The sequence below is a fragment of the Nitrospirota bacterium genome, assembly GCA_040752355.1.
Taxonomy (GTDB): domain Bacteria; phylum Nitrospirota; class Thermodesulfovibrionia; order Thermodesulfovibrionales; family Dissulfurispiraceae; genus JBFMCP01.
On sequence record JBFMHE010000012.1, the window covers coordinates 40,352 to 65,818 of the forward strand.

Here is a 25,467-nt window from a genome sequence, read left to right on the forward strand (position 1 = left end):
TCATCCCTCGAAGATCACCGTCCCCATGTCCCTCGTGTCATACCCGCCGAGGGACTCGACAATGCTCCTGAATTCCTGATTGTTTCTCATGATATCGAGGACAATGCGCATCATCGGCGTATCGATGAACTCCTTAGGTATCGCCAGATCGTAACGCTCGTTCGCGACCGGGATGAAGTCGAGGCCGAGGGCCTGCGCCGATGAGCAGATGGCGAGTCCCGTATCGGCGAGGCCGGTGAGCACCGCTGAAGCGACGGACATATGCGTATATTCTTCACGCTCGTAGCCGTTGATGATATAGGGATTCACGCCCATCTCGCGGAGATGCTTATCGAGGAGCAGGCGTGTGCCCGATCCCGCCTGGCGGTTGATGAAGAGCACGTCCTCTCTCAGGAGGTCCTCGAAGCCGTGAATGTTCTTCGGATTGCCCCGCTTCACCAGCAGGCCCTGCTGCCGGTAGACCAGGTTGACGAGGACCATGCGCCGATCCGGGAGAAAGCGCTTGAGGTAGGGGACATTATAGTCTCCCGACTGTTCGTCGAGGAGATGGGTGCCGGCGATATGCGCCTCGTTCTTCTTGAGCGCCATAAGGCCGCCCATGGAGCCGACGTGTGCCGAGGAGAGGGAGAAAGCGGGATGCTCCTTCTTGATGATATTGGCGAGCACATCGAGGGCGTTGTCGTGGCTGCCGATGCAGACGGCGGTGTTCCTTATCTCCTCTTTGCTCCGCAGGAGCGCGACATCGACCTCCTGCCCTGCCTGCACCCCCTCGGAGCCGGAGGGTATGCGCACGATCCCGTCGGCCCGCACCAGCGACATCAGAAGACCGGCCCCCCTGCCGACGGGGGTGGTTATGTACTTCTCACCGACCAGGCCCACCTTCACTCTCACGAACTCATCCACGCCGAGGGGTGAAGCGAGCTGCCGCGATATGATCGCCCGCAGCGTCTCCTGCTCCGCTGCCGCCGTGCCGAGGAGCCGTGCAAGGACGGGCGCCACGAAGAGCGTGAAGGTGAGATATGCGGATACGGGATAGCCGGGAATGCCGAATACAGGGGTGCTGCCGATGAAGCCGATGATCACCGGTTTGCCCGGCTTGATAGAGACGCCATTGACGATCACGTCGCCGAGCTCCCTGATCGCCGTCAGGGTGTAGTCTTCCGAGCCCCTCCCCGATCCCGCATTGATGAGCACCACGTCGGCCTTGTCCGCCGCCTCCCTCAGCGCCTTTTTTATGGCATCGAGATCGTCCCTCACAATGGGAAACCGGAGCGCCTCTGCTCCCGCATCGCGGGCGAGGCCCGCAAGCACTGCCGAGTTGTACTCGATGATCTCCGGAGGCCGGGGCGGGCGCTCACGCACTGCTTCGGGCTCGATGATCTCTGTCCCGGTCGGGATAACGGCGACACACGGCCGTCTCCTGACGAGGATATCCAGGTGCCCGCTCGCGAGCATCGCGCCGATATCGATGGCCCGCACCCGATGCCCCTCGGGAACGATGAGCTCCGTAGCGACGATGTCCTCGCCGATAGTCCGTACATGCTCGTAGGGCGGTACGGGATGGTAGATCTCGATGCCCTCTTCCGTCTTGTTGACATCCTCTATCATGATTACCGCATTGAAACCCTCGGGCATCGGGTCTCCGGTATCCACATAGATCGCCTCCTGTCCCGCTTTCAGATGGCACGGGGCGGTCTCCGCAGCGGTAAAGGTGTCGGAGAACCTGACGGCATACCCGTCCATCGCTGCTGAATGGTAGAAGGGAGAGGAATACTTCGCGAATACCGGCGCCGCCGTTATCCGGCCCTGCGCCTCCTGCACCGGTATGCGCTCCGGCTGCATCCGGTCCATTCCCCTCGCATCAAGACCGCTGCGTAACCGCTCAAGAGCCTTTTCGAGGGATACGCTGTCGAGAAACACCTGCTTCATATTCCTATCCTCTGATCCTCTCTCCATGCGGCAGCAATAAGATAATTTAATGAATCAATTTGGTATAATTATACCATGAACGTCGTCCTGAAACTCTTCGCCTCGCTGAGGAGCTACGGCCCCGATTACCAGCAGATGGAGGTCCCCGAAGATACGCGCCTCGAAGAGGTCATCGCCCGGCTCGACCTTCCCGAAAAGATGCCGCTGCTCAAGATCGTCAACGGCAAATTCGCCGATCCCAAACAGCCGCTCAACGAAGGCGACGAGATCGCCCTCTTCCCCCCCATCGCCGGCGGCTCACCGCCCTGCGGCGGCAACCGATAACACGACGACCTCATCCCGCTGCAGCGCCCCCTCACTGCACAGAACCTCCACAGTACGACGCTCCCCATCGAGAAGGAGCTCTCCGCTCCCTGCCTCGATCTCGCGCCGGTGCTCTCGAACAAGAGCCATGAGCCGAGAGGCCCGCACCAGAACCCCTCGACTGAGCAGATCGGGCCCCATTGCTCCCAGCAGTACATTGAAAAGTTTGAGGGTTATTACGCTCTCTCCTCTCGCAGCCGGCAGCGCGCTTTCCTGATATGTAAGGGAGCTCCTCATCGGCGAGCACAACCCCTCCCGCCTCATGACAGCGCCCACCAGCCCGGGCAGCGCCCCGGAGAGCGCCAGGCACGATTCGTTCCTAAGGATCGCGCTGTCGAGGTCATCGACGGGCCTGCCGTCCAGAAGCACGGTCGCGATCCGTTCCCTGATGAAGCGCTCGTCGAGACAGAGGAGGTCGCGGAGGAACATCCCGACACTGCAGCCGCCGGGAACCCGCACCATCACGCCCTGCTGCAGAAGAGAAAAGAACAGGGGCAGCATATCGGCGCGCAGCAAGAGACGCAGCGGGCGGGGACCGGGCATGTTACCAGTTGAACACCTTATCCAGGTCCTCGTCCTTCACCTCGAAGGTGACATTGTGCGGGGCGAGCGTTTCGGTCTTGAAGTACCGCGGCAGCCGGTCCTGCTGCGCGGTGAAACCAGCGCGCGCATTGAAGTCCCGCTCCATGCTCAGCACCTTTTTCCCGAGATCGGTGACGCCGTCCGCGGTGAGGTCGATGCCGTGGAACGCATTGAGCAGATCGAGCAGCGCCTGGAAGGTGTCGGGCTGATCGAGCAGCGCAAAGGCGATGAAGAGGCACATGCCGGTCGAGTCGATCGCTGCCGTGGCGATCTGGAGATTCCGCGAAAGCTCGATCTGTCCCTCGGGCTTGAGCGGGTCCACATCCCCGCCGACCTTCAGGATATTCTGGGCCACTGCATAGCCCGCCGTATGGTCCGCGCCCATAGGGCTCGTCGCATAGGTGACGCCCACGCCCTGAACCGCGCGGGGGTCGTAGGCAGGCATCGCCTGGCCCTTTACCACCGGCGCCCGCTCCACGCCGAAGGCCTTTGCGGTAAAGGCCGCGCCGTTGCCGAGGATGCGGCCTAGGTGCGAGCCTTTGCCGACCTCATGGATCAGATTGATCGCAGCCTCGGCATCGCCGAACGTGGCAAGCCCCGCCTCCATGGCGACGCCGATGGTCGCGCCCATCTCGATCGTATCGAGGCCGTAGTTGTCGTCGAGGAAGTCGAGCATGGCGATGGCGTCGAGGTCGCAGATCCCGCAGTTTCCGCCGTGGGCCCATACCGTCTCGTACTCGGGCTGCTTGGTGAGATAGTGGCCGTCCTTGTCATGATAGACGCCTGAACAGCGGATAACGCACCCGCGATGGCACCCGTGCGTAGCGAGGCCGCCGCGCTTTACTTCGAGCTCGGCCTGCGTCTCGCCGCTGATTTTGGCGGCGCCTTCGAAGCGCCCCTGTTTGAAATTGTAGGTGGGATACCCCCCCACCTCGTTGAGAATATTCGTGAGGACATTCGTCCCGTAGGCAGGAAGCCCCTGCCCGGTGACCGCATGCCGCTGGAGCCCTTCGACGAACCGCCTGTTCGCATCCTTGAACTTTTCGGGGTCTTTCGGGGCACGCATCTTCGCCCCGGAATCGTCGAGGACGATGACCTTCACCCCCTTTGCTCCCATCACCGCACCGACGCCGCCGCGGCCCGCATGCCGCGTGGGTCTCAGCTCCATATCGGTGCAGGCTATCGATGCGGCGCCCATCTTCATCTCTCCGGCCGGGCCGATCGAGATGCAGGCGATCTTGTCGCCGTATTCGCTCTTCATCTTTTCGACGAGCGGATAGTTGGGCAGCATCCGCAGGCTGTTATCCTTGCTGACCGTCACCCCATCCTTGTTGATGAAAATCTTGTAGAGGTCGTCGCCCGCGGGCTTGCCTTCGAGAATGATCGCCGCATAGCCCAACCGCGCCAGCACCTGCGAGGGCTGTCCGCCGGCGTTCGCCTCCTTGATCCCGCCGGTGAGAGGGCTCTTGCATCCCACCGAGAGGCGGCCCGACATCGCGGCGATGGTGCCGCTCAACATGCCCGGCGCGATGACGAGCTTGTTCTCGGCGCCGAGGGGATGACAGAGCGGCGGCACTTCACGGGATACGACGGCAGAGGTCATCGCCCTTCCCCCGAGGCCTGCGTAATCGCCGAGAGGCGCCGCTGTCGCTTTCGGTCCGCCTTCGGCCCCCATGTCTATCCTGAGAATCTTGTCCATTGGTGTTCCTCCTTGTCTCTCTCTATGGTCTGTCTGCGGCCTGCTCAGGCGCGGCGAAGGCATTTACCTATAATAATACAGAATCCGCCCGTATTCATGAACGGGCGGATTCTGTTCCGGGCGCCGGATGTTATAACGCTGCCCTATAGGTGCTGATGACGTCATCGAACGACGGGCAGCGCGGGTTCGTCAGGCCGCAGGCGTCTTTCTGCGCATTTTCCGCCATGGTCTTGAGGTCCTGCTCTTTCATGCCCAATTCCTTGAGACCGGACGGGATGCCAATGCCCATGAGCGTTACCGTATGAATGAAAAAAACCGCAGCCCTGCTCACCGGGGCTCTTAGCGTTACGCTATCCTTATCATGCCGAGGGGGTTCGGGGCATTGCGGCGGTATCCTCTGCCCTGCGCGATGATATCGAGGGGCAGGCTCATCAGGTCGGCATAATCAGGGGGAATCGCCTCGAGCACCCCGGCGCGGGCGGTCTTGCTATACGAAAGGCAGGCGCTGCAGGTCTCTATCCTGAAGTCTTCATCACCCTCTATCGTCATGATGGTGAGGGTATCGGCATCCCTGTTGAGGCATACGGGGCATCCGATGCGGGGAGCAGGGCCGGTCGTGCCGCAGAACGAGCAGGCGAGATACCGCCTGCTGTCCCAGCCGAGAAACGACAGCGCGGGCTGTGCGCTGCAGACGGGGCACCTCCCTTTCTCCCATGCCTGCTGCTTATCGCGGCTCCCTTTTCCCAACGCGAGAAAAAAGGGCCGGCTCAAGAGAAAGAGCAAGGGGGAGAGCTCGTCTTCATGATAGGGCAGCGAGAACGCCGGGGTCTCTTTCAGCGGCAGCCTCGTGAAATCGATCTGCCCGAGCTGCATCGCTTCCTTGAGCGGGGTGAGATTCTCCTCGGGTATCCCGAAGATCGAGGAGAACCGCTCGAAAACGGCATCGATGAGCTGAGGAGGATACGCGACTGCTCCCTCGCTCACACCGTTTCCGTTCACGCTCTCCAGAGTGAGGCCGGAGAACTCCTGCACCTTCCCGTAGAGCTTGAAGATATCCTCGAGATGAGGCTTTTTCGACACGATCTCTTCTATGGTCAGTGGTTGCATAGGTTGTTCCTTTAGGTTCGGTGAGAATTAATGCTCTCTTATTTTACCTGATCGAGCGAAGAGAGAGACGGGATGTCGCCCCATCCCGTCTCTGTGGTGAGCACTTCCGGTATTACTGTTCGGTCTCGGCATGAAACACCGGCAGGTAGAGCGCTGCCAGCCGGTAGGCGAAGATGCCGCCTGCCACGATCCCTATGCTTATGGCGACCTCCATCCAGGTCGGGAAATAGGTGACGCCGTTGCCGAGCTGGGCGGAGAAGTTGGTATTGAAGCGGTTGAAAAGAACGCCGAAGATCACGAGGCTGACGCTGAAGAGCGTGCCGGAAACCGTCTCCCTGATCCTCTTCTGGAAGAGGATCACCATCGGGATAACAAAGCCGATGAGCAGCTCGGCGAGGTAGAGCATACTCGAGGCGCTGCCCTCGAACATCCGGGGCAGTGCGCCGCGCACCGCGAGATCGGCGATCCTGGCGGTGATATACACGGCCAGGGCGATGGCAGTCCCCTTGCCGAGCCCCTGGATGATGTCCGTCTCGCAGGGCCGTTTGAATGCCCTGGCGCTCATGATGGATTCGAAGGTGACCATCGCCAGGCCGACACAGATAGCCGAGAGATAAAAGAGGTACGGCATATTGGCCGAATACCAGAGCGAAGGCACTTTCGAGGGCATGATGAGGAAGAAGCCGCCCAGGGAGGACTGGTGCAGGAACGACAGCACGATACCGGCGATGATGAGCGGATAGTGGAAGGGCCTGAGGAGCCGCAATGCCCAGCCCAGCCGCAACCGCTCGAAGACGGACGGCGCGAACTCGAGGGTAAGCACCGTCGTATACAGCGTGATGCACATGACGACCTCGAACATCACCGACCGGACCTGCGGCATCACGAGGGTGTGCCAGAACCTGAGCGGCTGCCCGATATCGACGATCAGGCCGACGACGACCATCAGGTAGCCCAGGAAAGCGGTCAGGATCGCCGGCCGCGCGATCGGCTTGTACTTCTTCATGTTGAAGATATAGACCGCAGCGGTGATCGTAAAGCCTCCCGCTGCCAGGGCGACGCCGCTCAGGACGTCGAAGGCGACCCAGAAGCCCCAGGGGACCGCGTCGCTCATGTTCGTCGAGGCGCCGAGGCCGAAAGCGAAACGATAGAAGGCGGCAACGCCGCCGATACCCATCAGCACCAGGAGGACCAGCGTGCCGAAGGAAAAAAGCGGAACTCTCGTCGTGGCGGTATTCATGGTTATCCCTCCCTCTCTTTCTTGGACGCTGCTCCCTCGCTCGCTCCCCGGTTCCTGAAATAGGCGATTGCCGCCAGGATGGCGACGAGCCCTCCCACTTTGTAGGGGATCGTCTTCAGCATCGCCCAGGTGAGGTCGGGCAGCGGCGCGGCCGGGATATTCGTCTTGAACCCGAGCGCCTCGAAGGGAACGGCGGAGAGATACATCCATGAGGTCCCGCCCGCCTCGTTCCTGCCGTAAACATGGTTCACATAGTCGCCGGGATGCTCCTTGATCCGCCGTTCTGCCTCTGACACGATCTCGTCGTAGCTGCCGAAGATGATCGCCTTCGGCGCACAGGCCTTGGCGCAGGCGGGCGTCATGCCCATGGCGAGGCGGTCGGCGCAGAAGGTGCACTTCTGCACGATCGGCGACGTCTTTTCCCATTCGTATTTAGGGACATCGAAAGGACAGGCCATCATGCAGTACCGGCAGCCGATGCAGCGCTCGTCGTGGTAGATGACCGGTCCGTCCTGCCTCTTCTCGAAGGCGCCTACCGGGCATGCCGAGGCGCAGGCCGGGTCCTTGCAGTGCATGCACTGGGTCTTGATGAAGTCCCAGCCGCTGATCATGTTGTCCTTTTCGGTCTCGACGAACTTCACGACCGTATAGGCCTCGGAGTTCATATCGACGGGGTTCGTAAAGTTGCCGTTCAGCGTGGTCGGCTTGACTCCCCGGTTATTCCAGCTCTTGCAGGCGATCTGGCAGCTCCTGCAGCCGATGCACTTGGTCAGGTCTATCAAAGCAGCTTTGGGTTGCGTGTTGGTTGCCATTGCTCCTCCTATGCCTTTGCCTTTTCGATATTGACCATGAAGGCCTTGGATTCAGGGATCATGGTGTTCGGGTCGCCGATAGTCGGCGTCAGGAGGTTCGAGCTGTCTCCGGCGCTGCCGTCCTCGGGGAACTGCCATCCGAAGTGCCAGGGGAGCCCCACCTGGTGTACGGTGGAGCCGGCAACCTTGAAGGGCTTGAAGCGCTTGGTGACGACCGCGACCGCCCAGACCTCGCCGCGCGCCGATTTGACCGTAACCTTGTCGCCGTTCCTGATCCCTTTCTCCCTGGCGAGCTCCTCGCTCATCTCGACGAACTGCTGGGGCATCGCCTCAAGGAGCCACGGCACATGGCGTGTCATGACGCCGGTCTGCCAGTGCTCGGAGACGCGGTAGGTCGTCGCCACATAGGGGAACCTGACATCGCACGAGAGATAGATATCCTCGAGATTCTTTCCCCCTTCCGTATAGAAGAGTTTGACGGCCGGGTTGATCCGCTGTTTGGACATGAGGTTTTCCTGGAGCGGACACTCCAGCGCCTCGTAATGCTCCGGGAACGGTCCGTCGTTGAGCCCGGGACCGAAGATCGCGCCGACGCCGTCGGCCCGCATGATGAAGGGGAGCTTGCCCTTCTCGTCCGCCATCGGCGGCGCAGGACCGTCGGGCACGTCGCCCTCCCAGACACCGGGCTTGTTGGTCTTGGGGTCGGGCTTGGTCGCGTTCCATTTGACGAGCGGGCGGTTCGGGTCCCAGGGCTGCCCCTGGGGGTTCACCGATGCGCGGTTGTAGATGATGCGCCTGTTGACCGGCCAGCTCCAGGACCACTCCGGGTAGAGGCCGAGCCCGGTGGGGTCGGTCTTCTTCCTGCGGGCCATCATATTGACGATCTTGCCCTCTTTCTGCGTGTAGCTCTGGCAATAGATCCAGTTGCCCGAAGAGGTCGTCCCGTCGTCCTGGAGATGGACGAAGGTCTGGCAGAGCTCTCCCTTCTTGCCGAGCAGGACCGGGGGATTCGCCTTCTTGTCGTACACGTCTTCGAGATAGTAGCCGTTGATCTCTTTCGCGATCTCGTGGACATGGACCTCTTTGATCTTGCCGTCCGGCCCCTTCTCTCCGTAGTTCCAGGTGATGTTCAGGAGGGGAGCGGGATATTTGCCGCCCTTCTCCTGGTAGAGCCTCTTGACGCGGAAGTAGAGCTCGTTGATGATCTCCGCATCCGGCTTCGACTGGCCTATCGGCTCCACCGCCTTGTACCGCCACTGCGCCCAGCGGCCGGAGTTGCTGATGCTCCCCTCCTTCTCGACAGAGGAGCAGCACGGCAGCATGAAGACCTCGGTCTGTATCTCTTTCGGGTTCATGCCCGGACCTCTCCAGAACGAGGCGGTCTCGTTATCGAAGAGGTTGACGTTGACCATCCACTTCAGCTGGGCGAGGGCCTTCCTCGTCTTGTTGGCGTTGGCACTGGAGCACGCGGGATTCTGCCCCCAGGCGAAGAAGCCTTCGAACTTGCCCTTGAGCATCTGGTCGAAGAGATTGAGCCAGGAGGCGTTCATCCCTTCATCCAGCTTCGGCAGCCAGGTGTAGCCGAAGTCGTTCTCCTTTGTGGCACTGCTGCCGTATATGGCCTTGAGATAGCTGGTGATGTACTTGCCGCGGTTGCCCCACCAGTTGACGCTCTTCGGCTCCTTGGTCTTGGGCGTATGCTTCTCGATATACCCCTTGAGATCGGCCAGCGCTGCCGTGGGGGTCGGGATATAGCCCGGCAGTATATGGAAGAGGAGCCCGTAATCGGTAGAGCCCTGGACATTCGACTCGCCTCTCAGGGCGTTGATGCCGCCGCCGGCCATACCTACATTGCCGAGGAGGAGCTGGATGATCGCCATGGTCCTTATGTTCTGGGTGCCGACGGTATGCTGTGTCCAGCCCATGGCATAGCACTCGGTGCCGACCCGGTTCGGCTTGCCGGTAGAGGCATAAAGTTTATAGACTTCGAGGAGCTGCTCCTTCGGCGTGCCCGTGATGGTCGCGACCTTATCGAGCGTGTAGCGGGAGTAGTGTTTTTTCAGGAGCTGGAACACGCAATTCGGGTCCTTGAGAGCCGGATCCTTTTTCGGATTGCCGTTCTCGTCCATCTGATAGGACCAGGCCTTTTTATCGTACTTCCTCGTCTTTTCATCATAGCCCGCGAAGAGACCGTCCAGCTCACCCGGGCCTCTGTAATCGGGAGTAACGAGGAATGAGGCATTGGTATAGTTGACGACGTATTCCCTGAAATAAAGGTTGTTGTCGAGGATATACTTGATCATGCCGCCGAGGAAGGCGATATCGGTTCCGGAGCGGAGGGGGGCATAGAGATCCGCCTTCGCCGCGGTCCGCGTAAAGCGGGGGTCGACGACGATGAGCTTGCCGCCCCGCTCCTGCGCCTTCATGATCCACTTCATCGATATCGGGTGATTCTCGGCGGGGTTGCCGCCCATCACGAGGATTACATCGGCATTCTTGAGATCGATCCAGTGATTCGTCATTGCACCGCGTCCGAACGACTCTGCCAGAGCCGCTACCGTAGCGGAGTGTCATATTCGGGCCTGATGCTCTATATAAACGAGGCCGAGCGAACGGACCCACTTCTGGAGGATGTAGCACTCCTCGTTATCGAGCGCAGCGCTGCCCACATGGGCGATGCCGTCGGTCCTGTTGACGACGAACTCTTTCTCGACCTCGATCTCGGCGCCGTCGGGCTGCTTTTCCTTCACCTTCGACTTTGATGTGGTCTTGAAGGTCCTGTCGCGGGTGTCCTTGATCTTTTTCGCGATCTCACCGAGCGCCCAGTCCCACTCGACTTCTTGCCACTTGTCAGACCCCGGTGCGCGGTAGAGCGGTTTGGCAACGCGTTTGTCGTTATTGACGAGCTGATAGAGGGACGATCCTTTGGAACAGAGCGCCCCCTCATTGACAGGATGCTCGGGATCACCCTCGGTATTCACCACCTTGCCGTCGATGCTGTGCACCAGGATGCCGCATCCCACCGAACAGTAAGGGCAGATGGTGGTCGTCTCCTTGGCGCCCTTGATCTTGAGCTCGCGGGCGTAGGCCTTGGCGGGCTCGAGATTAACGCCGACAGAGCCTGCGAGAAACGATCCGCCGGAGATTTTAAGGAAATCTCTGCGTGATAACCCCATACATTCCTCCTTCTTTATGTTTGATATAAGCAATCCTTATCGCCCGATTAATATACGTTTGCATGTTCCTTAAAGTCAAGCTCTTTAGTGTCACTTGAATGTTACTAACAGTTTAAGTTTGTTACATAGGTATAAGCAGATTGATTGAAAGCAGGTGCTGCAGGAGGAGCATCGAGATTGGAGCTATCACATTTTTACAAATAGTTATACAGAGAAAACCCGGAATAGCCTTTGAAATGATGGCCATAGTGCATCTTCAGACTGCCAGCAGGCTTGTTTACAGTTGAGTGGAACAGCGATACAGGCTCTCGCCTATTTTGCGGCTGCCTCTTTAGCCGGAAAGTCGACTACATTGGCCTCTACCTTCTGCGCAAGGGAGTGCCCCTCGAAGACTCCCCCCTCGGCGATAGAGAGCGTCTTCGTCTGGATATCGCCGAAGACTTTGCCGTTATGCTTGATCTCGAGAAGCTCCTCGGTCTTGATATTCCCCTCAACCCTGCCGCCGATGACGACGGTCTTCGCCGCTATGTTGCCCCTCACCGAGCCGTCTTCGCCGATGATGACCCAGTCGGCAGCGATATTGCCGATTAAGGCGCCGTCGATCCTGAAGGTCCCCTGCGTGGTGATATCGCCCCTGAACTCGGAGTTGGCGCCGACGAGCGCCTCGAGCTTGTCGAAGTTCTTCTTCTTGAACATCACTTTTCCTCCTTTGCAGCCCGGGCCTCTACTATGAACTGACGGGGATTGATCGGCTTGCCTTTATGCCACACCTCATAATGGACATGCGGCCCTGTCGAATTGCCGGTAGACCCGGAATAGGCGACCGTATCGCCCCGCTTCACCCGGCTCCCGACCTTTACTGCCAGGGATTTATTATGCGCATAGAACGTTGAGTAACCGAACCCGTGCTCGATCACCACCAGGTTCCCGTTGCCGCCGCTCCAGCCTGCAAAGCTGATGACCCCTTCGGCAGTCGCCGTCACCGGCGTTCCTGAAGGGGCGGCGAGGTCGACTCCGGAATGGAACTCAGCGCCGCCCTCGCGGGGGTCCTCTCTCATCCCGTAACCGGAGGTGAGCCTGCCCTGAATCGGCAATCCCCTCGGTGTCGCCATGTAGACCGTCCGCTGCTCTTTCAGGAACTCCCTGATCTCGCTGACAGTGTTGACGCTGTTTTTGATCTGGTCCTTCAGGATATCCATATCGAGCGAGCCTGCATCCGAAGTGTTCACCTTCGGATCGAGATTCTCGAGTATCCGCTCCTTATTGCCGAACGAGAGCAGGCGGGAAAGCTCTGCCTCGGCCTTTTTCATGGCGGAGAGCGACGACTTCATCTCACTGAACTGATCGGCATAGAAGTTCAGCTTTTTCTGCATATCGTAGTACTCGACCGTGTTGATCGCTATGGTCACGACGTATCCCGTGCCGATGAGCCAGAGGAACACCGAGGCGATGATCCCGATCGAAGGGAGCTTGAGGTTGATAGTCCTCTTGCTGTCGTGAGGAATGAGCATGATCGTTACCGGTGTAAAAAGCTTTTTGAAAAGTCTTTTTATCTTATACATACCGTAACTTTTCCGATCCCCCTTTTTCGATTGAGCCTATCCGGCAGGCGTCGTACCCGTGCTGCTTCAGTAGCGAGATGGATTTGTCGGCATGCCGCTCTTCGAGAACGACAACGTACCCGATGCCCATATTGAAGGTCTTCTGCATATCCTTATCGGGGACATTCCCTATCCCTTTAATGAGCGTGAAGACCGGGGGCACCGGCCACGAGCCTTCCCGTATCACCGCCGTGACCCCATCCCGTAAAATCCTCGGGACATTGCCGACGATGCCGCCGCCCGTGATATGCGCCATGCCCTTTATCGCCACCGCGGCGCTGAGCGCGGCGACGGCCTTCACATAGATGCGCGTCGGCTTGAGCAGCTCCTCGCCGATCGTGCAGCCCAATTCGGGAAGCTGTCTCTTTATGTCATACTGTGCGACATCGAAGAAGGCCTTGCGGGCGAGCGAGTAGCCGTTGCTGTGGAGACCGCTTGATGCGATGCCGATGATGGCGTCGCCCTCCCTGATCGCCGAGCCGTCGACGACCTTGGGCCGGTCCACCACCCCGACCGCGAACCCGGCGAGGTCGTACTCGCCCTCCCCGTAGAAGCCGGGCATCTCCGCCGTCTCGCCGCCGATGAGCGCGCAGCCCGACTCCCTGCACCCCTCGGCAATGCCTTTCACTATATCTTTCGACTTGTCTGCATCGAGCCTCCCGGTCGCGAAGTAATCGAGGAAGAAGAGCGGCTCGGCGCCGAGGGTGAGGATATCGTTCACGCACATCGCCACCAGGTCGATGCCCACCGTGTCATGCTTATCCATCATGAAAGCGATCTTCAGCTTCGTGCCGACACCGTCGGTCCCGCTCACCAGTACGGGCTCCTTGTACTTGGCGATATCGAGCTTGAAGAGCGCGCCGAACGACCCGATATCCGTCAGCACCTCGGGCCTGAAGGTCTTCTTGACTATGGGAGAGATGAGGCTGACGAAACGATCCCCCTCGTCGATATCAACGCCCGCTTTCTTATAGGTCAACTCGTCCATGAGCACCTCAACCAAATAGTTTGATCGGATAAAGCAACTTTTTTGCGTACTTACGTTACCATACTGCGCCGATTAATTCCATAGGGCGTAACGGTACTTTTCACCTCGACAGCCCGCCGGTGAAGAGAGAGCCGCCGGCTTTGCGATAAGTATAAACGCTGCGCGGCTGGATATGCAGTGCGCGCTGTCACAATTATTATGCTGCAGGAGTGAGGCGCGTCGAGGAGGGGCGCGGGGCGGTCTACGAGGAGATCTTCATGCTGATGTCCACCGCCCGCGCCGAGTGGGTGAGCGCCCCGATGGAAATGATATCGACGCCTGTCCCGGCGACTTCGCGGAGGTTGTCGATAGTGATGCCGCCGGAGGCTTCGAGGAGCGCCCTGCCTCTGACGAGAGCGGCGGCTTTCTTCATGTCGGCAGCGGACATATTGTCGAGCATGATGATGTCGGCGCCGCCTTCGAGGGCTGCGTTCAGCTCATCGAAGTCCTTCACTTCGATCTCTATTTTCATAAGGTGATGCGCCTTTTTGGCGCGCTCGAGCGCCTCTTTCACCCCGCCTGCGATCGCGATATGGTTATCCTTGATAAGGATGCCGTCGAAGAGCCCGAAGCGGTGGTTCGCGCCGCCGCCGATCCTGACCCCGTACTTCTCCATGAGGCGCATGCCCGGCGTGGTCTTCCTCGTATCGACGATCCGCACACGGAGTCCGGCGACTTGCTCGATGAAAGATCTGGTCAGCGTCGCTATACCCGATATGCGCTGCAGCATGTTGAGCGCTACGCGCTCGCCGGCGAGCAGGCTCCGGGCGCTTCCGCTGATACGGGCCACCTCGGTTCCGCGGTTAACCCGCTCGCCCTCTTCCCGGAGCACGGTTATCCGGATGCCGGGGTCGACGGCATGGAATACCCTCTTGACGAAGGGCATGCCGGCGAGGACGAATTCTTCCTTCGCCTTTATGATGCCCTCGGCTTCCCTCTCTTCGGGAACGGTCAGGAGCGAGGTGATATCGCCCTGACCTATATCCTCGGCAAGGGCGAGACGGACGGTCTCGTCGATAAGATGCGAATAGTGCGGTTCGCTGTCCATGTCTCCCTATGAAAAGTATTGATATGAGTAATTGCGAGAATGAGCGAACCTGCCATGCCCTGCCATGCCCTCCCGCACGCTATCGCTTCCTGAAAAGGCTGAACAGTCCGAAGAGCCCCCCGGCCACCGCGCCGATGGCGGCTGCTGACTTCCAGTCGAGCAGGGTCGTCACATTGCCGTTTATGTTCTTCCCGATCATGAGAAGGGCGGAACTGTTGTTCGCGGTAATTTCATTCGCCACCGCGGCTCCGACGGCGGACCTGTTTACCGTCATCTCCCCTGCCGAGACCGCAGCGGTCGAAAACGAGAAATTGAGGTTCGTCGTGCTGCCGGCGGCAAGAACGCCGATACTTTGGTTCAGGGAGAGGTTCGCCCCCCGCATCAGCACCGATGCCCCTTGCGTCACCTCCACCCGTTCGCCGTCGATGCTCAGGGCTCCCACCTGCTGCAGCTCCACATGGCCGCCGTCAACGGCGCGGACCGTGCTCTGCTTGATCGTGATGAACTCCGCCTCGACCAGATCGACCTTCTTTTCTTCTATATCCATCGTCTCCTTTTCCATTTCCGCTCCCCCTCTCTCGTGGCCGGGTTACTTGATGGTTTCCAATAACGTCAGGGTCTCTTCTATCTTGCCCTTCTTGCTCACCAGGTCGTCGAACTTGGCCCTGTCCTTTTCCAGAACACTTCTCGGCGCGTTCCTGAGAAAATCCTCGTTCTGGAGCTTCCGGTTCAGGAACGACAAGGATTCGTCGACCTTCCCCATCTCCTTCCGGAGCCTGCCGACCTCGGCGCCCACATCGAGCAGCCCTTCGATCGGGATATAAATCTCCATATCCTTCTGGACCGACACGGCCGAGCCCTTGATGCGCTCCACGCCGGGACCGATGGTCACGTCTCTCGCCCTCGTCAGTTTTTTGAGCGCTGCGAGTGTGGCGGAAAGCACCTCTTCCGCCTCCTTCGAGAGGGTCCTGATAGCGACGGTGAGCTCCACCGAGGGGCTTATATTCAGCTCTCCCCGTATGCTCCTGATGCCCGTTACGGCGCCGAGCAGGTATTCCATGCTGCGCTCGGCTTCCGGGAAATCGGGCAGCTCCGCGGGATAGGCGGAGAGCATGACCGTCCCTTCATGATCGAAAACGCTCTTCCAGAGCTCTTCAGTGACGAAGGGCGTAAAGGGGTGCAGCAGCTGGAGGCTCTTTTCGAGCACGAAGTAGAGGCAGGTGACCACGGCCCTCTTCTGCTCGGTATCGTCGCCGTAGAGCACCGGCTTGCTCAGCTCGAGATACCAGTCGCAGAACTCGTGCCAGAGGAAATGGTAAAGACTGTTCGCCGCATCGTTGAAGCGGTAGCTCCGGAGGTTGCGGTCTGCCTCACGGGCCGCGGAGGCGAGCCTGCTCAGTATCCACCTGCTCGAGAGGTCGAGGTCTCTTTCGATTTCGCTGAGAGGCTGCCGGGTCCACTGCTCCTCGTTCCGGACGATGAATTTGGCCGCATTCCAGAGCTTGTTGATGAAGTGCCGGTAGCCTTCGAGCCGCTCCTCGGAGAAGCGCACATCCCTCCCCTGCGCGGCAAAGGCAGCGAGAGAGAACCGGAACGCATCAGCGCCGTACTTGTCGATCATCACGAGCGGGTCGATGACATTGCCCTTCGATTTGCTCATTTTCTGACCCTTCGCATCGCGCACGAGGGCATGGATGTAGACATCCCTGAAGGGCACGTCATCCATGAACTTGAGCCCCATCATGAGCATGCGCGCCACCCAGAAGAAGAGGATGTCGAACCCGGTCACGAGAACGCTCGTCGGATAGAAGGCGCCGAGGTCATCGGTCTCCTCGGGCCAGCCGAGGGTCGAGAAGGGCCAGAGCGCGGATGAGAACCAGGTGTCGAGCACATCGGGGTCGCGGATAAGGGCGGAGCTTCCGCAGCCCGGGCAGGCGGCGAGGTCTTCACGCCGGCAGAAGGGTTTCACCTCTTTCGAGATGCGGATTATCTTCGAACTCTTTATGATCTCGTCATGGCTGAGGCCGGATGCCCTCAGCTCGGCATAGGTTCCGCCCGTCAGGGTACGCCCGTCCCGGAGCGTCACCGGCGAATGGAAGATATGCTCGATCAGACCGGCCTGGGGCTGTCCCGCATCATTCCTGCATTCGGGGCAGTACCACACCGGTATCCGGTGTCCCCACCAGATCTGGCGCGAGATGCACCAGTCCTTGATGTCGCGCATCCAGGCATAATAGTTATTGTTCCACGAATCGGGAATGAGCTTTGTCCTGCCCTCCTCCACCGCCTTCACCGCCTCGGCAGCGAGGGGAGCGATCCTGACGTACCACTGGATGGTGAGGAGCGGCTCGATGACCGTCTTGCACCGGTAGCAGTGGCCCACGGCATGGGTGTGCTTCTTCTCCTCGTCGAGGAGCCCCGCCTCTTTGAGGTCGGCGAGGACCCGCTTTCTGCATTCGTAGCGGTCGAGCCCTTTATAGGCGTCGCCGGCTTCGGGAGCCATCCGGCCGTCTTCGGAAATGACCGTTATCGACGGGAGATGATGGCGCTTCCCCATCGCCTCGTCGTTGAAGTCGTGGGCAGGAGTGACCTTCACCGCTCCTGTGCCAAAGGCCGGGTCAACGGCAGCATCGGCGATCACCGGAATGGTCCTGCCGGTGAGCGGCAGGGCGAGCTGCTTGCCGATAACGGTCCGGTACCGCTCGTCCTCGGGATTTACGGCCACGGCCGTATCGCCGAGCATGGTCTCGGGCCTGGTCGTGGCGACCGTAAGATACCCGCTCCTGTCGGCGAGAGGATACCTGATCGAATAGAGCTTTCCGCCGATCTCCTCGTACTCCACTTCGAGATCCGAGAGCGCCGTATGGCAGCGCGGACACCAGTTGATGAGCCGGTTATCACGGTAGATCAGCCCCTCGTCGAAGAGCCGCACGAAGACCTCACGGACCGCCCTCGAGAGCCCTTCATCGAGGGTAAAGCGCTCCCGCGACCAGTCGCAGGAGGCCCCGAGCTTCTTGAGCTGGTGTATGATCCTTCCGCCGTACTCCGCCTTCCACTTCCAGACCTCTTCGATGAACTTCTCCCGGCCCACCTCCTGCCTGCTTATGCCCTTCTTCCCGAGCTCGCGCTCCACCACATTCTGGGTGGCGATACCGGCGTGGTCGGTCCCCGGGAGCCAGAGGACCTCATGCCCGAGCATCCTCTTCCAGCGCGCAAGAATATCCTGGATGGTGGCATTGAGGGCATGGCCCATATGCAGCGAGCCGGTGACGTTGGGGGGCGGGATGACGATGCTGAAAGGACCGCGCGGCGCTCCGGCTGCGGGTTTGAAATAGCCCTTGCCCTCCCAGTACTGATACCATGTATCTTCGATGTCGGCGGGATTATAGTTCTGTTTTATTTCGCCCATGTCTCTCCCTGAATGAACACTATCACTGATAGTCGATAGATTTTTGATTATACTACGAGCACGAAGAGGGGGGCAACAAGGGGATTGCGCTCCCCATCAGAGGGCCGAAGTGATCCTTTCTATCTCTTTCTTGATGATCGCTTCGGCGACTTCGGGGACGACCCTGTTGACGCTAGCCGTAATCTCGTTGCGGAGATAGGCGGAGATATCTTTCACCAGCTCCCGGGAGACCTCCTCGACAATGGCCGAGGCGATGCCGGGGAGCGCACGGTCCGCGGCATCCCTGAAGGCTGCCGAGAGGTGCGGGACCATCGAGCTGTTCAGCACCGCGGCGACCCTGCTCTCCAGAATCTCCCGCATCATGGCGGCAATGTCGTCTTTCGAAGGGACCTCGATCGGGAGCCCTGCAGTACCCGCAACGGCTCTTCCCGTTGGAGGAGCTGCTTCGGCCGATGCCGTTATAGACACCGCCGCGCTCTCTTCGGCCATCGCGGCGCTCAGTTCCTCCTCGAATCCCCTGGCGGTCTCTGCGAGCGCTACTTTCGCCTCATACTCCTCATCCCCAGTGTCGCACGCCGATTCCTGAGTCCCTGTCTCTCCTGCCGGGGCCTCCTCCTCGATAACAGGCAGCTCATCATCCCAGCGCGGCTCCTTCGACTCCGGAGCGCCGGCTTCCATGGGTCCGCCAGCTGCCGCAGCCCCCCCCTGCAGTACGTCCTCCGCTCCCCCCGTGGAGGCCTGTTCCATTTCCTGGAGCATCTGGGGCTCGGACATCTGCGGAGGAACGGCGCTGACCAGCAGCGCTTTTACCTTGCTGATGAGTTCCTGTGACTCGAAGGGTTTGATGATGAAATCATCGGCGCCGACGGTCTTCGCGTATTCCTCGTCGAAGGGCTCGAATGCCCCGGCGAGAAGAATGACCGGGATATGGACGGTCGTCATGTTGTTCTTTATCTTTTCGCAGAGCTGATACCCATTGACCTTCGGCATCTCGATATCGGCAAGGACGATATCGGGGGTGAAAGAAGCAAGCGCCTCGAGGGCCTGCTCGCCGTCGTTCACCGCTTTGATCTCGAAATTCTCGTGTACGAGAACGAGCTCTACCACTTTCTGGATGGTGAGGCTGTCGTCGGCGAGCAGCAGTTTATTGAGCATCCCTATTCTCCACGCTTGTTTCTCTCGCGTCTCTCCCGTTTCTCTTCCCCCGTTCCCCGGGGGGCAATCCTTTGCGACAATGGACAGATTTTAGAGAGATACCCTGAATTTGTCAAGATTTTTTCTTGCCGCGGTAGTCCTCTATCGCTTTCTTGAGCGCATCGGCGCCGAGGTTGGAGCAGTGCATCTTCTGCGGAGGCAGGCCGCCCAGCTCCTGGGCCACCGCCTCCTTGGATATGGCGAGCGCCTCATCGAGGGTCTTTCCCTTGACCATCTCGGTGATCATGCTGCTCACGGCAATGGCGGCGCCGCAGCCGAAGGTCCTGAACTTCGCATCGACGATACGGTCGTTCTCGACCTTTATGAAGAGCTGCATGGCATCGCCGCAGGTCGGGTTGCCCTCCATACCGACGCCGTCGGCATCCGGCATCTCCCCGACATTCCGGGGGTTCATGAAATGGTCCATCACCTTCGGTGAGTACATCGTCTGACCTCCTTTTTCTGGCTTTAAATGGCTCTCGTGCTGCCACAATCAAACAGCCGCATGGTCACCCCGTATAACAGAGGTCTCCTTTTTCACCTTCTCCCCATCCCTTTGCAAAGGGCGACATCTCCCGCAGCCGCGTAATCACCTGCGGAAACTCGGTGAGACAGTACTCTATATCCTCCCTGCTGTTGTCCTTTCCGAGGCTGAAGACGACCGACCCCTGGGCCAGGGCAGTAGGGACGCCGAGGGAGAGGAGAACAGGAGACGACTTGAGCGCCTTGGACGAGCAGGCGGAGCCGCTCGCCACGTAGATCCCCTTCATCGAGAGCATGAGGAGCATCGCCTCCCCTTCGATGAACTCGACGACAAAGCTCGCGTGGTGCGGCAGCCGCTGCTCGGGATGGCCGGTCAGATAGACATTCGGTATCTTCAGGATGCCCTCGGTCAGGGCATTACGCAGGGCCGTAACGTGCCGTATCCTGTCGTTCAGCTCCTTCCGGGCAAGCGCTGCGGCAACGCCCATGCCGACGACGGCAGGCACATTCTCGGTGCCGGCCCGTCTGCCTCCTTCCTGGATGCCGCCGTAGATGAGGGGGACGATCCTCAGTCCCTCCCTCACATAGAGGGCGCCGGCGCCCTTGGGCCCGTAGAACTGGTGGGCGGCCATGCTGAGGAGATCGACGCCCAGCTCCTTGACATCCACCGGTACAGTGCCGGTGGTCGCCACGCCGTCGGCGTGCATGATGATTTTCCGCTCCTTCGCTATAGCGGCGATCTCCTTAATGGGCTCGATCGTCCCTATCTCGCTGCTCGCATGGGTTATCGAGATGAGCACCGTCTCTTTCGTGATCGCGTTCCTTACCGTTTCGGGATCGACCACGCCCTGCTTGTCCACGGGCAGATAGGTCACCACGAAGCCGCTCTTTTCGAGGAAACGGGCGGTATTCAGGATCGAGTGGTGCTCGACCTTCGAAACGATGATGTGTTTGCCCTGGGTCTGCTTAGCGAGGGCTATGCCCCTCAGGGCGAAGTTGTTCGCCTCGGCGCCGCTGGCGGTAAACACGATTGTCGACGGTTTGGCGTTGATCAGGAAGGCGACCTCCTCACGCGCTTTCTCGATCGCATCCCGGGCATTCATCCCGAGATCGTAGACGCTCAGGGGATTGCCGAAATTCTCCTTGAAATAGGGCATCATCGCATCGAGCGCTTCCGGACGCAACGGGTTCGTCGCCACATGATCGAAATAACACTTCCTCATACCCTCTCCTCATCGAGCGATCAGCCGACCGCTATCGGCTTTCAGCTGTTTTTCTCACGTAAAACTTATAGTAATCCTCGTCCTCATCCAGGCCGATGAATTCGTTGCCCGTGCGTACGCACCATTGCGGGATATCTTCGAGTGCGCCGTCGTAATCGGTAAGGATTTCGAGCACCTGGCCCCTCTCGAGCCCCTTGATCATCTCGTCGAGCTTGAGGAGATGCATGGGACACATCATATAGACGATATCGGCGGTGACGTCTGCCTTGATTCCCTGGACGAATTTCATATCTCAGCTTAAGATACTTGAGCTTTTTTGTCAACTTTTATGCGCAGTTTTCCCACGTCGCCCGAGACAAGGTCCTTGAGCGTAATGGTCTTCAGGAAGCCCTCTATCTGCTGCCCGAGGGCTTTCCAGAGCAGATGAGTGACGCAGTTGTCGGCCCGGACACAGCCCTCATCGGGATCGAGGCACGACGTGATCGCCACCGGTCCTTCCAGCTCATCCAGGATCGCGGCGATGCTTATCTTCTCGGGCCTCTTGCTCAGGAGATAGCCGCCGCCCGGTCCCTTTACGCTCCTGACGATCTCGGCTTTCCGGAGCTTGTTCAGGATCTGCTCAAGATAGGCGACCGAAACGTCCTGACGCTCGGCGATCTCCTTGATCGTCACCGGCGTCTCCGGATACCCCTTCGCGATCTCGTACATGGCCCGGACCCCGTACTGCCCCTTTGTCGATAGCCTCAACATCAGTCTATGCTATAAAACCCTAGTGGCTTTGTCAAGTATTACGACTGTAAGGAAAGGCAACTCTCTTGTAAAAGCCTTTTACGCTCCGGTGCACCAGGCAAGGGATCGGAAAGGAAAATACCTTATCCCCCAGGAGCGCATCTCCTGGCATCGCTATTGCATCGTTATCGTGGGGGATTCTGACATGTGCCGGCCTCACATCACGGCGCGCAGGGGTTACCAATCATTGTCATCGGCCTTTTCCAGGGCTGAAAGGGGGAGATTCGTATGGGTATCGTACATCGACATCGGCAACGAGCTCTTGCATTTTGCCTGCTCGGCTTACTTCTGCTCATCCCCGCCGTCGCCTCCGCAGCATGGGACCTGACTACCGTGGACAGCGCCGTGGATGCGGACTACACCTCGGTCGCCGTCGACAAAAATAACAAAATCCACATCAGCTACTACGACACTGCAAGCGGCAATCTCAAGTACGCCACGAATGCAGCGGGCTTCTGGGCAAGCATGACCCTCGACTCAGTAGGAGACGTGGGCAGGTACACCTCCATAGCCGTGGATTCGACGAACAAGGTGCACATCAGCTATATGGATTACGGCGGAGGAAACCTCAAGTACGTCACCAACGCCTCGGGGACCTGGGTCGCCTCGGTGATCGACACGTACGGCGATACCGGATGGGGCACCTCGATCGCCATAGACAGGAACAACAAGGTGCACATCGGTTATTTCGAGATATGGTTCGGCTCCCTGAGGTATGCGACCAACGCCTCGGGCGCGTGGGCAACTGCCGACGTAGTACGCGGGAATATGCTCGAGAGAGAGAGCACGTCGATTGCGGTCGATGGAAACATCAAGGCCTATATCGTTCTGGACGGCAGCAACAGCTACTACACAAACGCCCCGGGGACCTGGACCTCGATCCCCTTCGCCGGCGGAGCATTCGATTACTACTACCCGTCGATCCGGGTGGATTCAGCCAACAAGGTGCATATCAGCTATGCAGAGCTCGACAGCAGCATGAATAACTCGTATCTCAAGTATGCAACGAATGCTTCGGGCTCCTGGGCTACAGCAATAATAGAGAGCGCACCGTATCCCGGCGTGTATTACAGCACCTCCCTGTCGCTCGACATCCACAATAAAGCCCACATTACCTATGATAAGTATATTCATGATGACTATCTTCAAGGAGGGGTGAGGTATGCCGCGAACGCTACCGGTGCGTGGGTCATCTCGGCAGTAGAGGGCGCCTTTGACTCTTTGCGTTACCCCTCGATCGCCGTTGACAAGAACGGTGCGGCGCATATCAGCCTCTCCGGCGCAGGCCTGCAGTACGCGACCAATGCCGCAACAGCCGACCTCATCATCGACAACCGCGATACGGCCACCACCTCGCGGACCGGCGCCTGGCATGTATCGAGCGGGCCGGATCCCTACGCCGCCGACTCCCTCTGGAGCAACGGCGGGTTCACCTTCAGCTGGCACTTCACTCCTCCCACTACCGGCAGCCGCGAGGTGGCGATGTGGTGGACCGCCATGCCTTCCCGGGGCAGCCGTATCCCGGTCGATATCCAGCACGCAGGAGGAACCGCGAGGGTCTATGTCAACCAGCAGGCCAACGGTGGCAAATGGAACACGCTCGGCACCTTCACCTTCCAGGCGGGGATACGCTACAAGGTGACCATTGTAGCGCAGGCATATCCTACCACTACCTGCGCCGACGCCGTAAAGGTCAGTTCTGTCACGCCAGACCTCATCATCGACAACCGTGACACTGCCAGCACCTCACGCACCGGTACCTGGTATATTTCGGGCGCTCCCGACCCGTACGGCCCGGACTCCCTCTACAGCCGCGACGGATCGACCTTCAGCTGGTATTTCAGACCAACCGAGAACGGCGAGAGGGGTGTTTCGATGTGGTGGACCCAGTGGCCCTCGCGGAGTACGACCATTCCGGTCGATATCGAGCACGCCTTCGGAACCGCACGGGTCACCATCAACCAGCTCATCAACGGAGGCACGTGGAACTTCCTCGGCAACTACCCCTTCGAGGCAGGCGGCGTTTACAAAGTCACTATCTATGCCCAGCCCGGTCCATCGAGCACCTGCGCCGATGCGGTGAAGTTCGGCCCTCCCGAGGCGATATTGCCTGCCGAGATCATCGTGGACAACCGTGACACTGCCACCACCTCGCGCACCGGCGGCTGGTCCCTATCGGGTGCGACAGACCCGTACGGCCCGGACTCCCTCTGGAGCCGCGACGGGGCTACCTTCAGCTGGTACTTCTTCGTACCGCGGAGCGATGATTACAGCCTCCAAATGTGGTGGTCGAGCTGGCCCTCCCGGGCGACGAACATCCCGGTCGACCTCGAAGACGACCGGGGAAACAGGACGAGGTTCTTCATCAACCAGCAGATCAACGGGGGACAGTGGAACACGCTCAACCAGGGCATGCTCCCTCTCTTCGCGGGCAGACAGTACAAGGTGACCATCTATGCCCAGCCCGGTCCATCGAGCACCTGCGCCGATGCGATCAGGATCAGGTAGACGACCCGGCAGCAGGAGATGAACGCTGTGTCATAAACAGCGACGCCCGCCCCTCGCGCGTCGAGAGGGCGGGCGTCGTGTTCATTACAGGGAAATGACGGCTGCTACTTCGGCTCTTCGAACTGCTCTTCCGGCTTCTTGCTCTTCAGCCGCTTGACGAGCTCCTCGTAGGATCGGGAATTGATAATGCTGTTGAATTGTTTCCGGTAATTATTGACGAGGCTCACTCCCTCGATGATCACATCGTACACTTCCCAGCCCCGCGGCGTCCGGTGGAGCCGATATTCGATAGGGATTTCGATATTCTTCTTCGTCACGATCGTTGTCCTGACGGCAGCGCGGTTCCCCTCCTGCTGCTCCCCCGTGTAGAGGACCTTCTCGTCGGTATAATCTTCGATCTTCTTGATATAGGCGCGCTCCAGGAGGTCGCTGTAGAGGGACACGAACTCCCTCTGCTCCTCGGGCATCCTCTTTTTCCAGTGGAGAGCGAGCGACCGCCGCGCCATCTCCTCGAAATCGAAGCGCTCGTCGACCGCCTTGCGGATGAGGGCCCTCCTCTCCTCGGTCCTGGCCGGACCTTTGAGGGCCTTGTCCCTGAGAATGCCGAGCACCTTATCGACCGTCTGCCGCACCTGCTCCGTCGGCTCGCCGGCATACGCCACGCTCGCCAGCAGTATCACCGTACACAGGCATACCAGCGCACCGCGTACAAGCCTCGTCCCGTTCATAATGCCTCCATTACTCATTGTGCGCATCGCCTCTCCCGTCCGCCGGATTTCACTTTTATATAACGAAGTATACTGCCTTTCGCGGGCCGCTGCTACTCCTTACACCTTGCCGTAGATATACTTCGAGATCAGGTCCTCGAAATCGACCGAGGATTCGGTCTCCCGTATCGTTCCTCCCGGCGGGATAAGCGTGTCCGAGCCGCCGGGCGTGATCTGTACGTACTTCTCTCCGATCAGCCCCTTCGTCTTGATCGAGGCGATCGCGTCATCCTGCAGCGCTATTCCCCGGTTTACTGACAACTCGAGCTGGGCCTGGTAATCCTTATTGAGGCGAATGCCCTTGACCCTCCCGATCTCGACGCCGGCTATCTCGACAGTGGCGCCGATCCTGATGCCCCCTGCCCGCTCGAAGTCGGCATATACCGTATAGCCCTGCGTACCGAGGACTTCGAGCTTGCCCATTTTTATGGATATATAGCCGAGGGCGAATAATCCTATCAGCACGAACAGGCCTGCAGCGATCTCGAGGTTGAATCTTTTCATGCTCTC

The 25,467-nt window shown here is 59.5% G+C and carries 23 protein-coding genes; 2 read left to right on the plus strand and 21 right to left on the minus strand.

The features are described 5' to 3' along the window. Positions 1-1,929 (minus strand): molybdopterin biosynthesis protein, encoded by a 1,929-nt coding sequence (locus tag AB1805_09955; protein MEW5745743.1) that lies wholly within the window; start codon positions 1,927-1,929, stop codon positions 1-3. A 75-nt stretch (positions 1,930-2,004) separates the two neighbouring features. Here AB1805_09955 and AB1805_09960 point away from each other — a divergent pair, with 75 nt between their 5' ends. Next, positions 2,005-2,253, plus strand: coding sequence for a MoaD/ThiS family protein (locus tag AB1805_09960; protein ID MEW5745744.1), 249 nt, complete (start codon positions 2,005-2,007; stop codon positions 2,251-2,253). Here the strand turns inward: AB1805_09960 and AB1805_09965 are convergent. From AB1805_09965 to AB1805_10050, 18 genes are all read right to left on the minus strand, one after another. Then, positions 2,227-2,835: a hypothetical protein gene (locus tag AB1805_09965; protein ID MEW5745745.1), complete on the minus strand. Its 609-nt coding sequence runs from the start codon at positions 2,833-2,835 to the stop codon at positions 2,227-2,229. The two genes, AB1805_09960 and AB1805_09965, sit on opposite strands and share 27 nt — an antisense overlap. Position 2,836: 1 nt before the next feature. Then, positions 2,837-4,573: an aldehyde ferredoxin oxidoreductase C-terminal domain-containing protein gene (locus AB1805_09970; GenBank protein MEW5745746.1), complete on the minus strand. Its 1,737-nt coding sequence runs from the start codon at positions 4,571-4,573 to the stop codon at positions 2,837-2,839. A gap of 130 nt (positions 4,574-4,703) precedes the next feature. Beyond that, positions 4,704-4,904, minus strand: a complete 201-nt coding sequence (locus AB1805_09975) for an iron-containing alcohol dehydrogenase (protein ID MEW5745747.1) — start codon at positions 4,902-4,904, stop codon at positions 4,704-4,706. 14 nt (positions 4,905-4,918) lie between these two features. Then, positions 4,919-5,680, minus strand: a complete 762-nt coding sequence (locus AB1805_09980) for a formate dehydrogenase accessory protein FdhE (GenBank protein MEW5745748.1) — start codon at positions 5,678-5,680, stop codon at positions 4,919-4,921. Between the two features lie 112 nt (positions 5,681-5,792). Next, positions 5,793-6,920: an NrfD/PsrC family molybdoenzyme membrane anchor subunit gene (nrfD, locus tag AB1805_09985; GenBank protein ID MEW5745749.1), complete on the minus strand. Its 1,128-nt coding sequence runs from the start codon at positions 6,918-6,920 to the stop codon at positions 5,793-5,795. Positions 6,921-6,922: 2 nt separating this feature from the next. Continuing rightward, positions 6,923-7,732 (minus strand): 4Fe-4S dicluster domain-containing protein, encoded by an 810-nt coding sequence (locus AB1805_09990; GenBank protein ID MEW5745750.1) that lies wholly within the window; start codon positions 7,730-7,732, stop codon positions 6,923-6,925. Between the two features lie 8 nt (positions 7,733-7,740). Further along, the gene (gene fdnG / locus AB1805_09995) at positions 7,741-10,908 is read right to left on the minus strand and encodes a formate dehydrogenase-N subunit alpha (protein MEW5745751.1); all 3,168 of its coding nucleotides are present in this window, start codon (positions 10,906-10,908) and stop codon (positions 7,741-7,743) included. Positions 10,909-11,220: 312 nt separating this feature from the next. After that, positions 11,221-11,604: a polymer-forming cytoskeletal protein gene (locus AB1805_10000; GenBank protein MEW5745752.1), complete on the minus strand. Its 384-nt coding sequence runs from the start codon at positions 11,602-11,604 to the stop codon at positions 11,221-11,223. Beyond that, entirely contained in the window at positions 11,604-12,470 is an 867-nt protein-coding gene (locus tag AB1805_10005) for a M23 family metallopeptidase (protein MEW5745753.1), read from the minus strand. The genes AB1805_10000 and AB1805_10005 overlap by 1 nt, the downstream gene beginning before the upstream one ends. Continuing rightward, the gene (gene purM / locus AB1805_10010; protein MEW5745754.1) at positions 12,463-13,497 is read right to left on the minus strand and encodes a phosphoribosylformylglycinamidine cyclo-ligase; all 1,035 of its coding nucleotides are present in this window, start codon (positions 13,495-13,497) and stop codon (positions 12,463-12,465) included. Before purM ends, AB1805_10005 begins: the two co-directional genes overlap by 8 nt. Positions 13,498-13,738: 241 nt before the next feature. Further along, complete coding sequence (nadC, locus tag AB1805_10015) at positions 13,739-14,584, minus strand: carboxylating nicotinate-nucleotide diphosphorylase (GenBank protein MEW5745755.1); 846 nt, start codon at positions 14,582-14,584, stop codon at positions 13,739-13,741. A 79-nt stretch (positions 14,585-14,663) separates the two neighbouring features. After that, positions 14,664-15,146: a hypothetical protein gene (locus tag AB1805_10020; protein ID MEW5745756.1), complete on the minus strand. Its 483-nt coding sequence runs from the start codon at positions 15,144-15,146 to the stop codon at positions 14,664-14,666. Between the two features lie 27 nt (positions 15,147-15,173). Continuing rightward, positions 15,174-17,993, minus strand: a complete 2,820-nt coding sequence (locus tag AB1805_10025) for a valine--tRNA ligase (GenBank protein ID MEW5745757.1) — start codon at positions 17,991-17,993, stop codon at positions 15,174-15,176. Positions 17,994-18,089: 96 nt separating this feature from the next. After that, entirely contained in the window at positions 18,090-19,148 is a 1,059-nt protein-coding gene (locus AB1805_10030; protein MEW5745758.1) for a response regulator, read from the minus strand. Between the two features lie 112 nt (positions 19,149-19,260). Next, positions 19,261-19,632, minus strand: coding sequence for a Fe-S cluster assembly scaffold protein NifU (gene nifU, locus AB1805_10035; protein MEW5745759.1), 372 nt, complete (start codon positions 19,630-19,632; stop codon positions 19,261-19,263). Positions 19,633-19,696: 64 nt separating this feature from the next. Beyond that, complete coding sequence (locus AB1805_10040; GenBank protein MEW5745760.1) at positions 19,697-20,893, minus strand: cysteine desulfurase family protein; 1,197 nt, start codon at positions 20,891-20,893, stop codon at positions 19,697-19,699. Positions 20,894-20,924: 31 nt separating this feature from the next. Further along, on the minus strand, positions 20,925-21,182 hold the full coding sequence (locus AB1805_10045; protein MEW5745761.1) for a sulfurtransferase TusA family protein: 258 nt from the start codon (positions 21,180-21,182) through the stop codon (positions 20,925-20,927). A gap of 8 nt (positions 21,183-21,190) precedes the next feature. Then, complete coding sequence (locus tag AB1805_10050; protein ID MEW5745762.1) at positions 21,191-21,643, minus strand: Rrf2 family transcriptional regulator; 453 nt, start codon at positions 21,641-21,643, stop codon at positions 21,191-21,193. 267 nt (positions 21,644-21,910) lie between these two features. Between AB1805_10050 and AB1805_10055 the strand changes: the two genes are divergently transcribed. Then, a complete protein-coding gene (locus AB1805_10055; protein MEW5745763.1) occupies positions 21,911-24,190 on the plus strand; it encodes a hypothetical protein in 2,280 nt (759 codons plus the stop codon). Positions 24,191-24,294: 104 nt separating this feature from the next. Here the strand turns inward: AB1805_10055 and AB1805_10060 are convergent, their stop codons facing one another. Further along, positions 24,295-24,918 (minus strand): ABC transporter substrate-binding protein, encoded by a 624-nt coding sequence (locus tag AB1805_10060; GenBank protein MEW5745764.1) that lies wholly within the window; start codon positions 24,916-24,918, stop codon positions 24,295-24,297. A gap of 99 nt (positions 24,919-25,017) precedes the next feature. Then, positions 25,018-25,461, minus strand: a complete 444-nt coding sequence (mlaD, locus tag AB1805_10065; protein ID MEW5745765.1) for an outer membrane lipid asymmetry maintenance protein MlaD — start codon at positions 25,459-25,461, stop codon at positions 25,018-25,020. Positions 25,462-25,467 lie beyond the last annotated feature (6 nt).

Coding starts and splice junctions, on each gene's coding strand:
- AB1805_09960 (MEW5745744.1), top strand. CDS start 2,005: ATGAACGTCGTCCTGAAACTCTTCGCCTCGCTGAGGAGCTACGGCCCC.
- AB1805_10060 (MEW5745764.1), bottom strand. CDS start 24,918: ATGAACGGGACGAGGCTTGTACGCGGTGCGCTGGTATGCCTGTGTACG.
- AB1805_09965 (MEW5745745.1), bottom strand. CDS start 2,835: ATGCCCGGTCCCCGCCCGCTGCGTCTCTTGCTGCGCGCCGATATGCTG.
- AB1805_10000 (MEW5745752.1), bottom strand. CDS start 11,604: ATGTTCAAGAAGAAGAACTTCGACAAGCTCGAGGCGCTCGTCGGCGCC.
- AB1805_10055 (MEW5745763.1), top strand. CDS start 21,911: ATGGGTATCGTACATCGACATCGGCAACGAGCTCTTGCATTTTGCCTG.
- AB1805_10045 (MEW5745761.1), bottom strand. CDS start 21,182: ATGAAATTCGTCCAGGGAATCAAGGCAGACGTCACCGCCGATATCGTC.
- nrfD (MEW5745749.1), bottom strand. CDS start 6,920: ATGAATACCGCCACGACGAGAGTTCCGCTTTTTTCCTTCGGCACGCTG.
- AB1805_10030 (MEW5745758.1), bottom strand. CDS start 19,148: ATGCTCAATAAACTGCTGCTCGCCGACGACAGCCTCACCATCCAGAAA.
- AB1805_09970 (MEW5745746.1), bottom strand. CDS start 4,573: ATGGACAAGATTCTCAGGATAGACATGGGGGCCGAAGGCGGACCGAAA.
- AB1805_10005 (MEW5745753.1), bottom strand. CDS start 12,470: ATGTATAAGATAAAAAGACTTTTCAAAAAGCTTTTTACACCGGTAACG.
- AB1805_09990 (MEW5745750.1), bottom strand. CDS start 7,732: ATGGCAACCAACACGCAACCCAAAGCTGCTTTGATAGACCTGACCAAG.
- AB1805_09980 (MEW5745748.1), bottom strand. CDS start 5,680: ATGCAACCACTGACCATAGAAGAGATCGTGTCGAAAAAGCCTCATCTC.
- AB1805_09955 (MEW5745743.1), bottom strand. CDS start 1,929: ATGAAGCAGGTGTTTCTCGACAGCGTATCCCTCGAAAAGGCTCTTGAG.
- mlaD (MEW5745765.1), bottom strand. CDS start 25,461: ATGAAAAGATTCAACCTCGAGATCGCTGCAGGCCTGTTCGTGCTGATA.
- nifU (MEW5745759.1), bottom strand. CDS start 19,632: ATGTACTCACCGAAGGTGATGGACCATTTCATGAACCCCCGGAATGTC.
- AB1805_10040 (MEW5745760.1), bottom strand. CDS start 20,893: ATGAGGAAGTGTTATTTCGATCATGTGGCGACGAACCCGTTGCGTCCG.
- AB1805_10020 (MEW5745756.1), bottom strand. CDS start 15,146: ATGGAAAAGGAGACGATGGATATAGAAGAAAAGAAGGTCGATCTGGTC.
- AB1805_10025 (MEW5745757.1), bottom strand. CDS start 17,993: ATGGGCGAAATAAAACAGAACTATAATCCCGCCGACATCGAAGATACA.
- nadC (MEW5745755.1), bottom strand. CDS start 14,584: ATGGACAGCGAACCGCACTATTCGCATCTTATCGACGAGACCGTCCGT.
- AB1805_10050 (MEW5745762.1), bottom strand. CDS start 21,643: ATGTTGAGGCTATCGACAAAGGGGCAGTACGGGGTCCGGGCCATGTAC.
- purM (MEW5745754.1), bottom strand. CDS start 13,497: ATGGACGAGTTGACCTATAAGAAAGCGGGCGTTGATATCGACGAGGGG.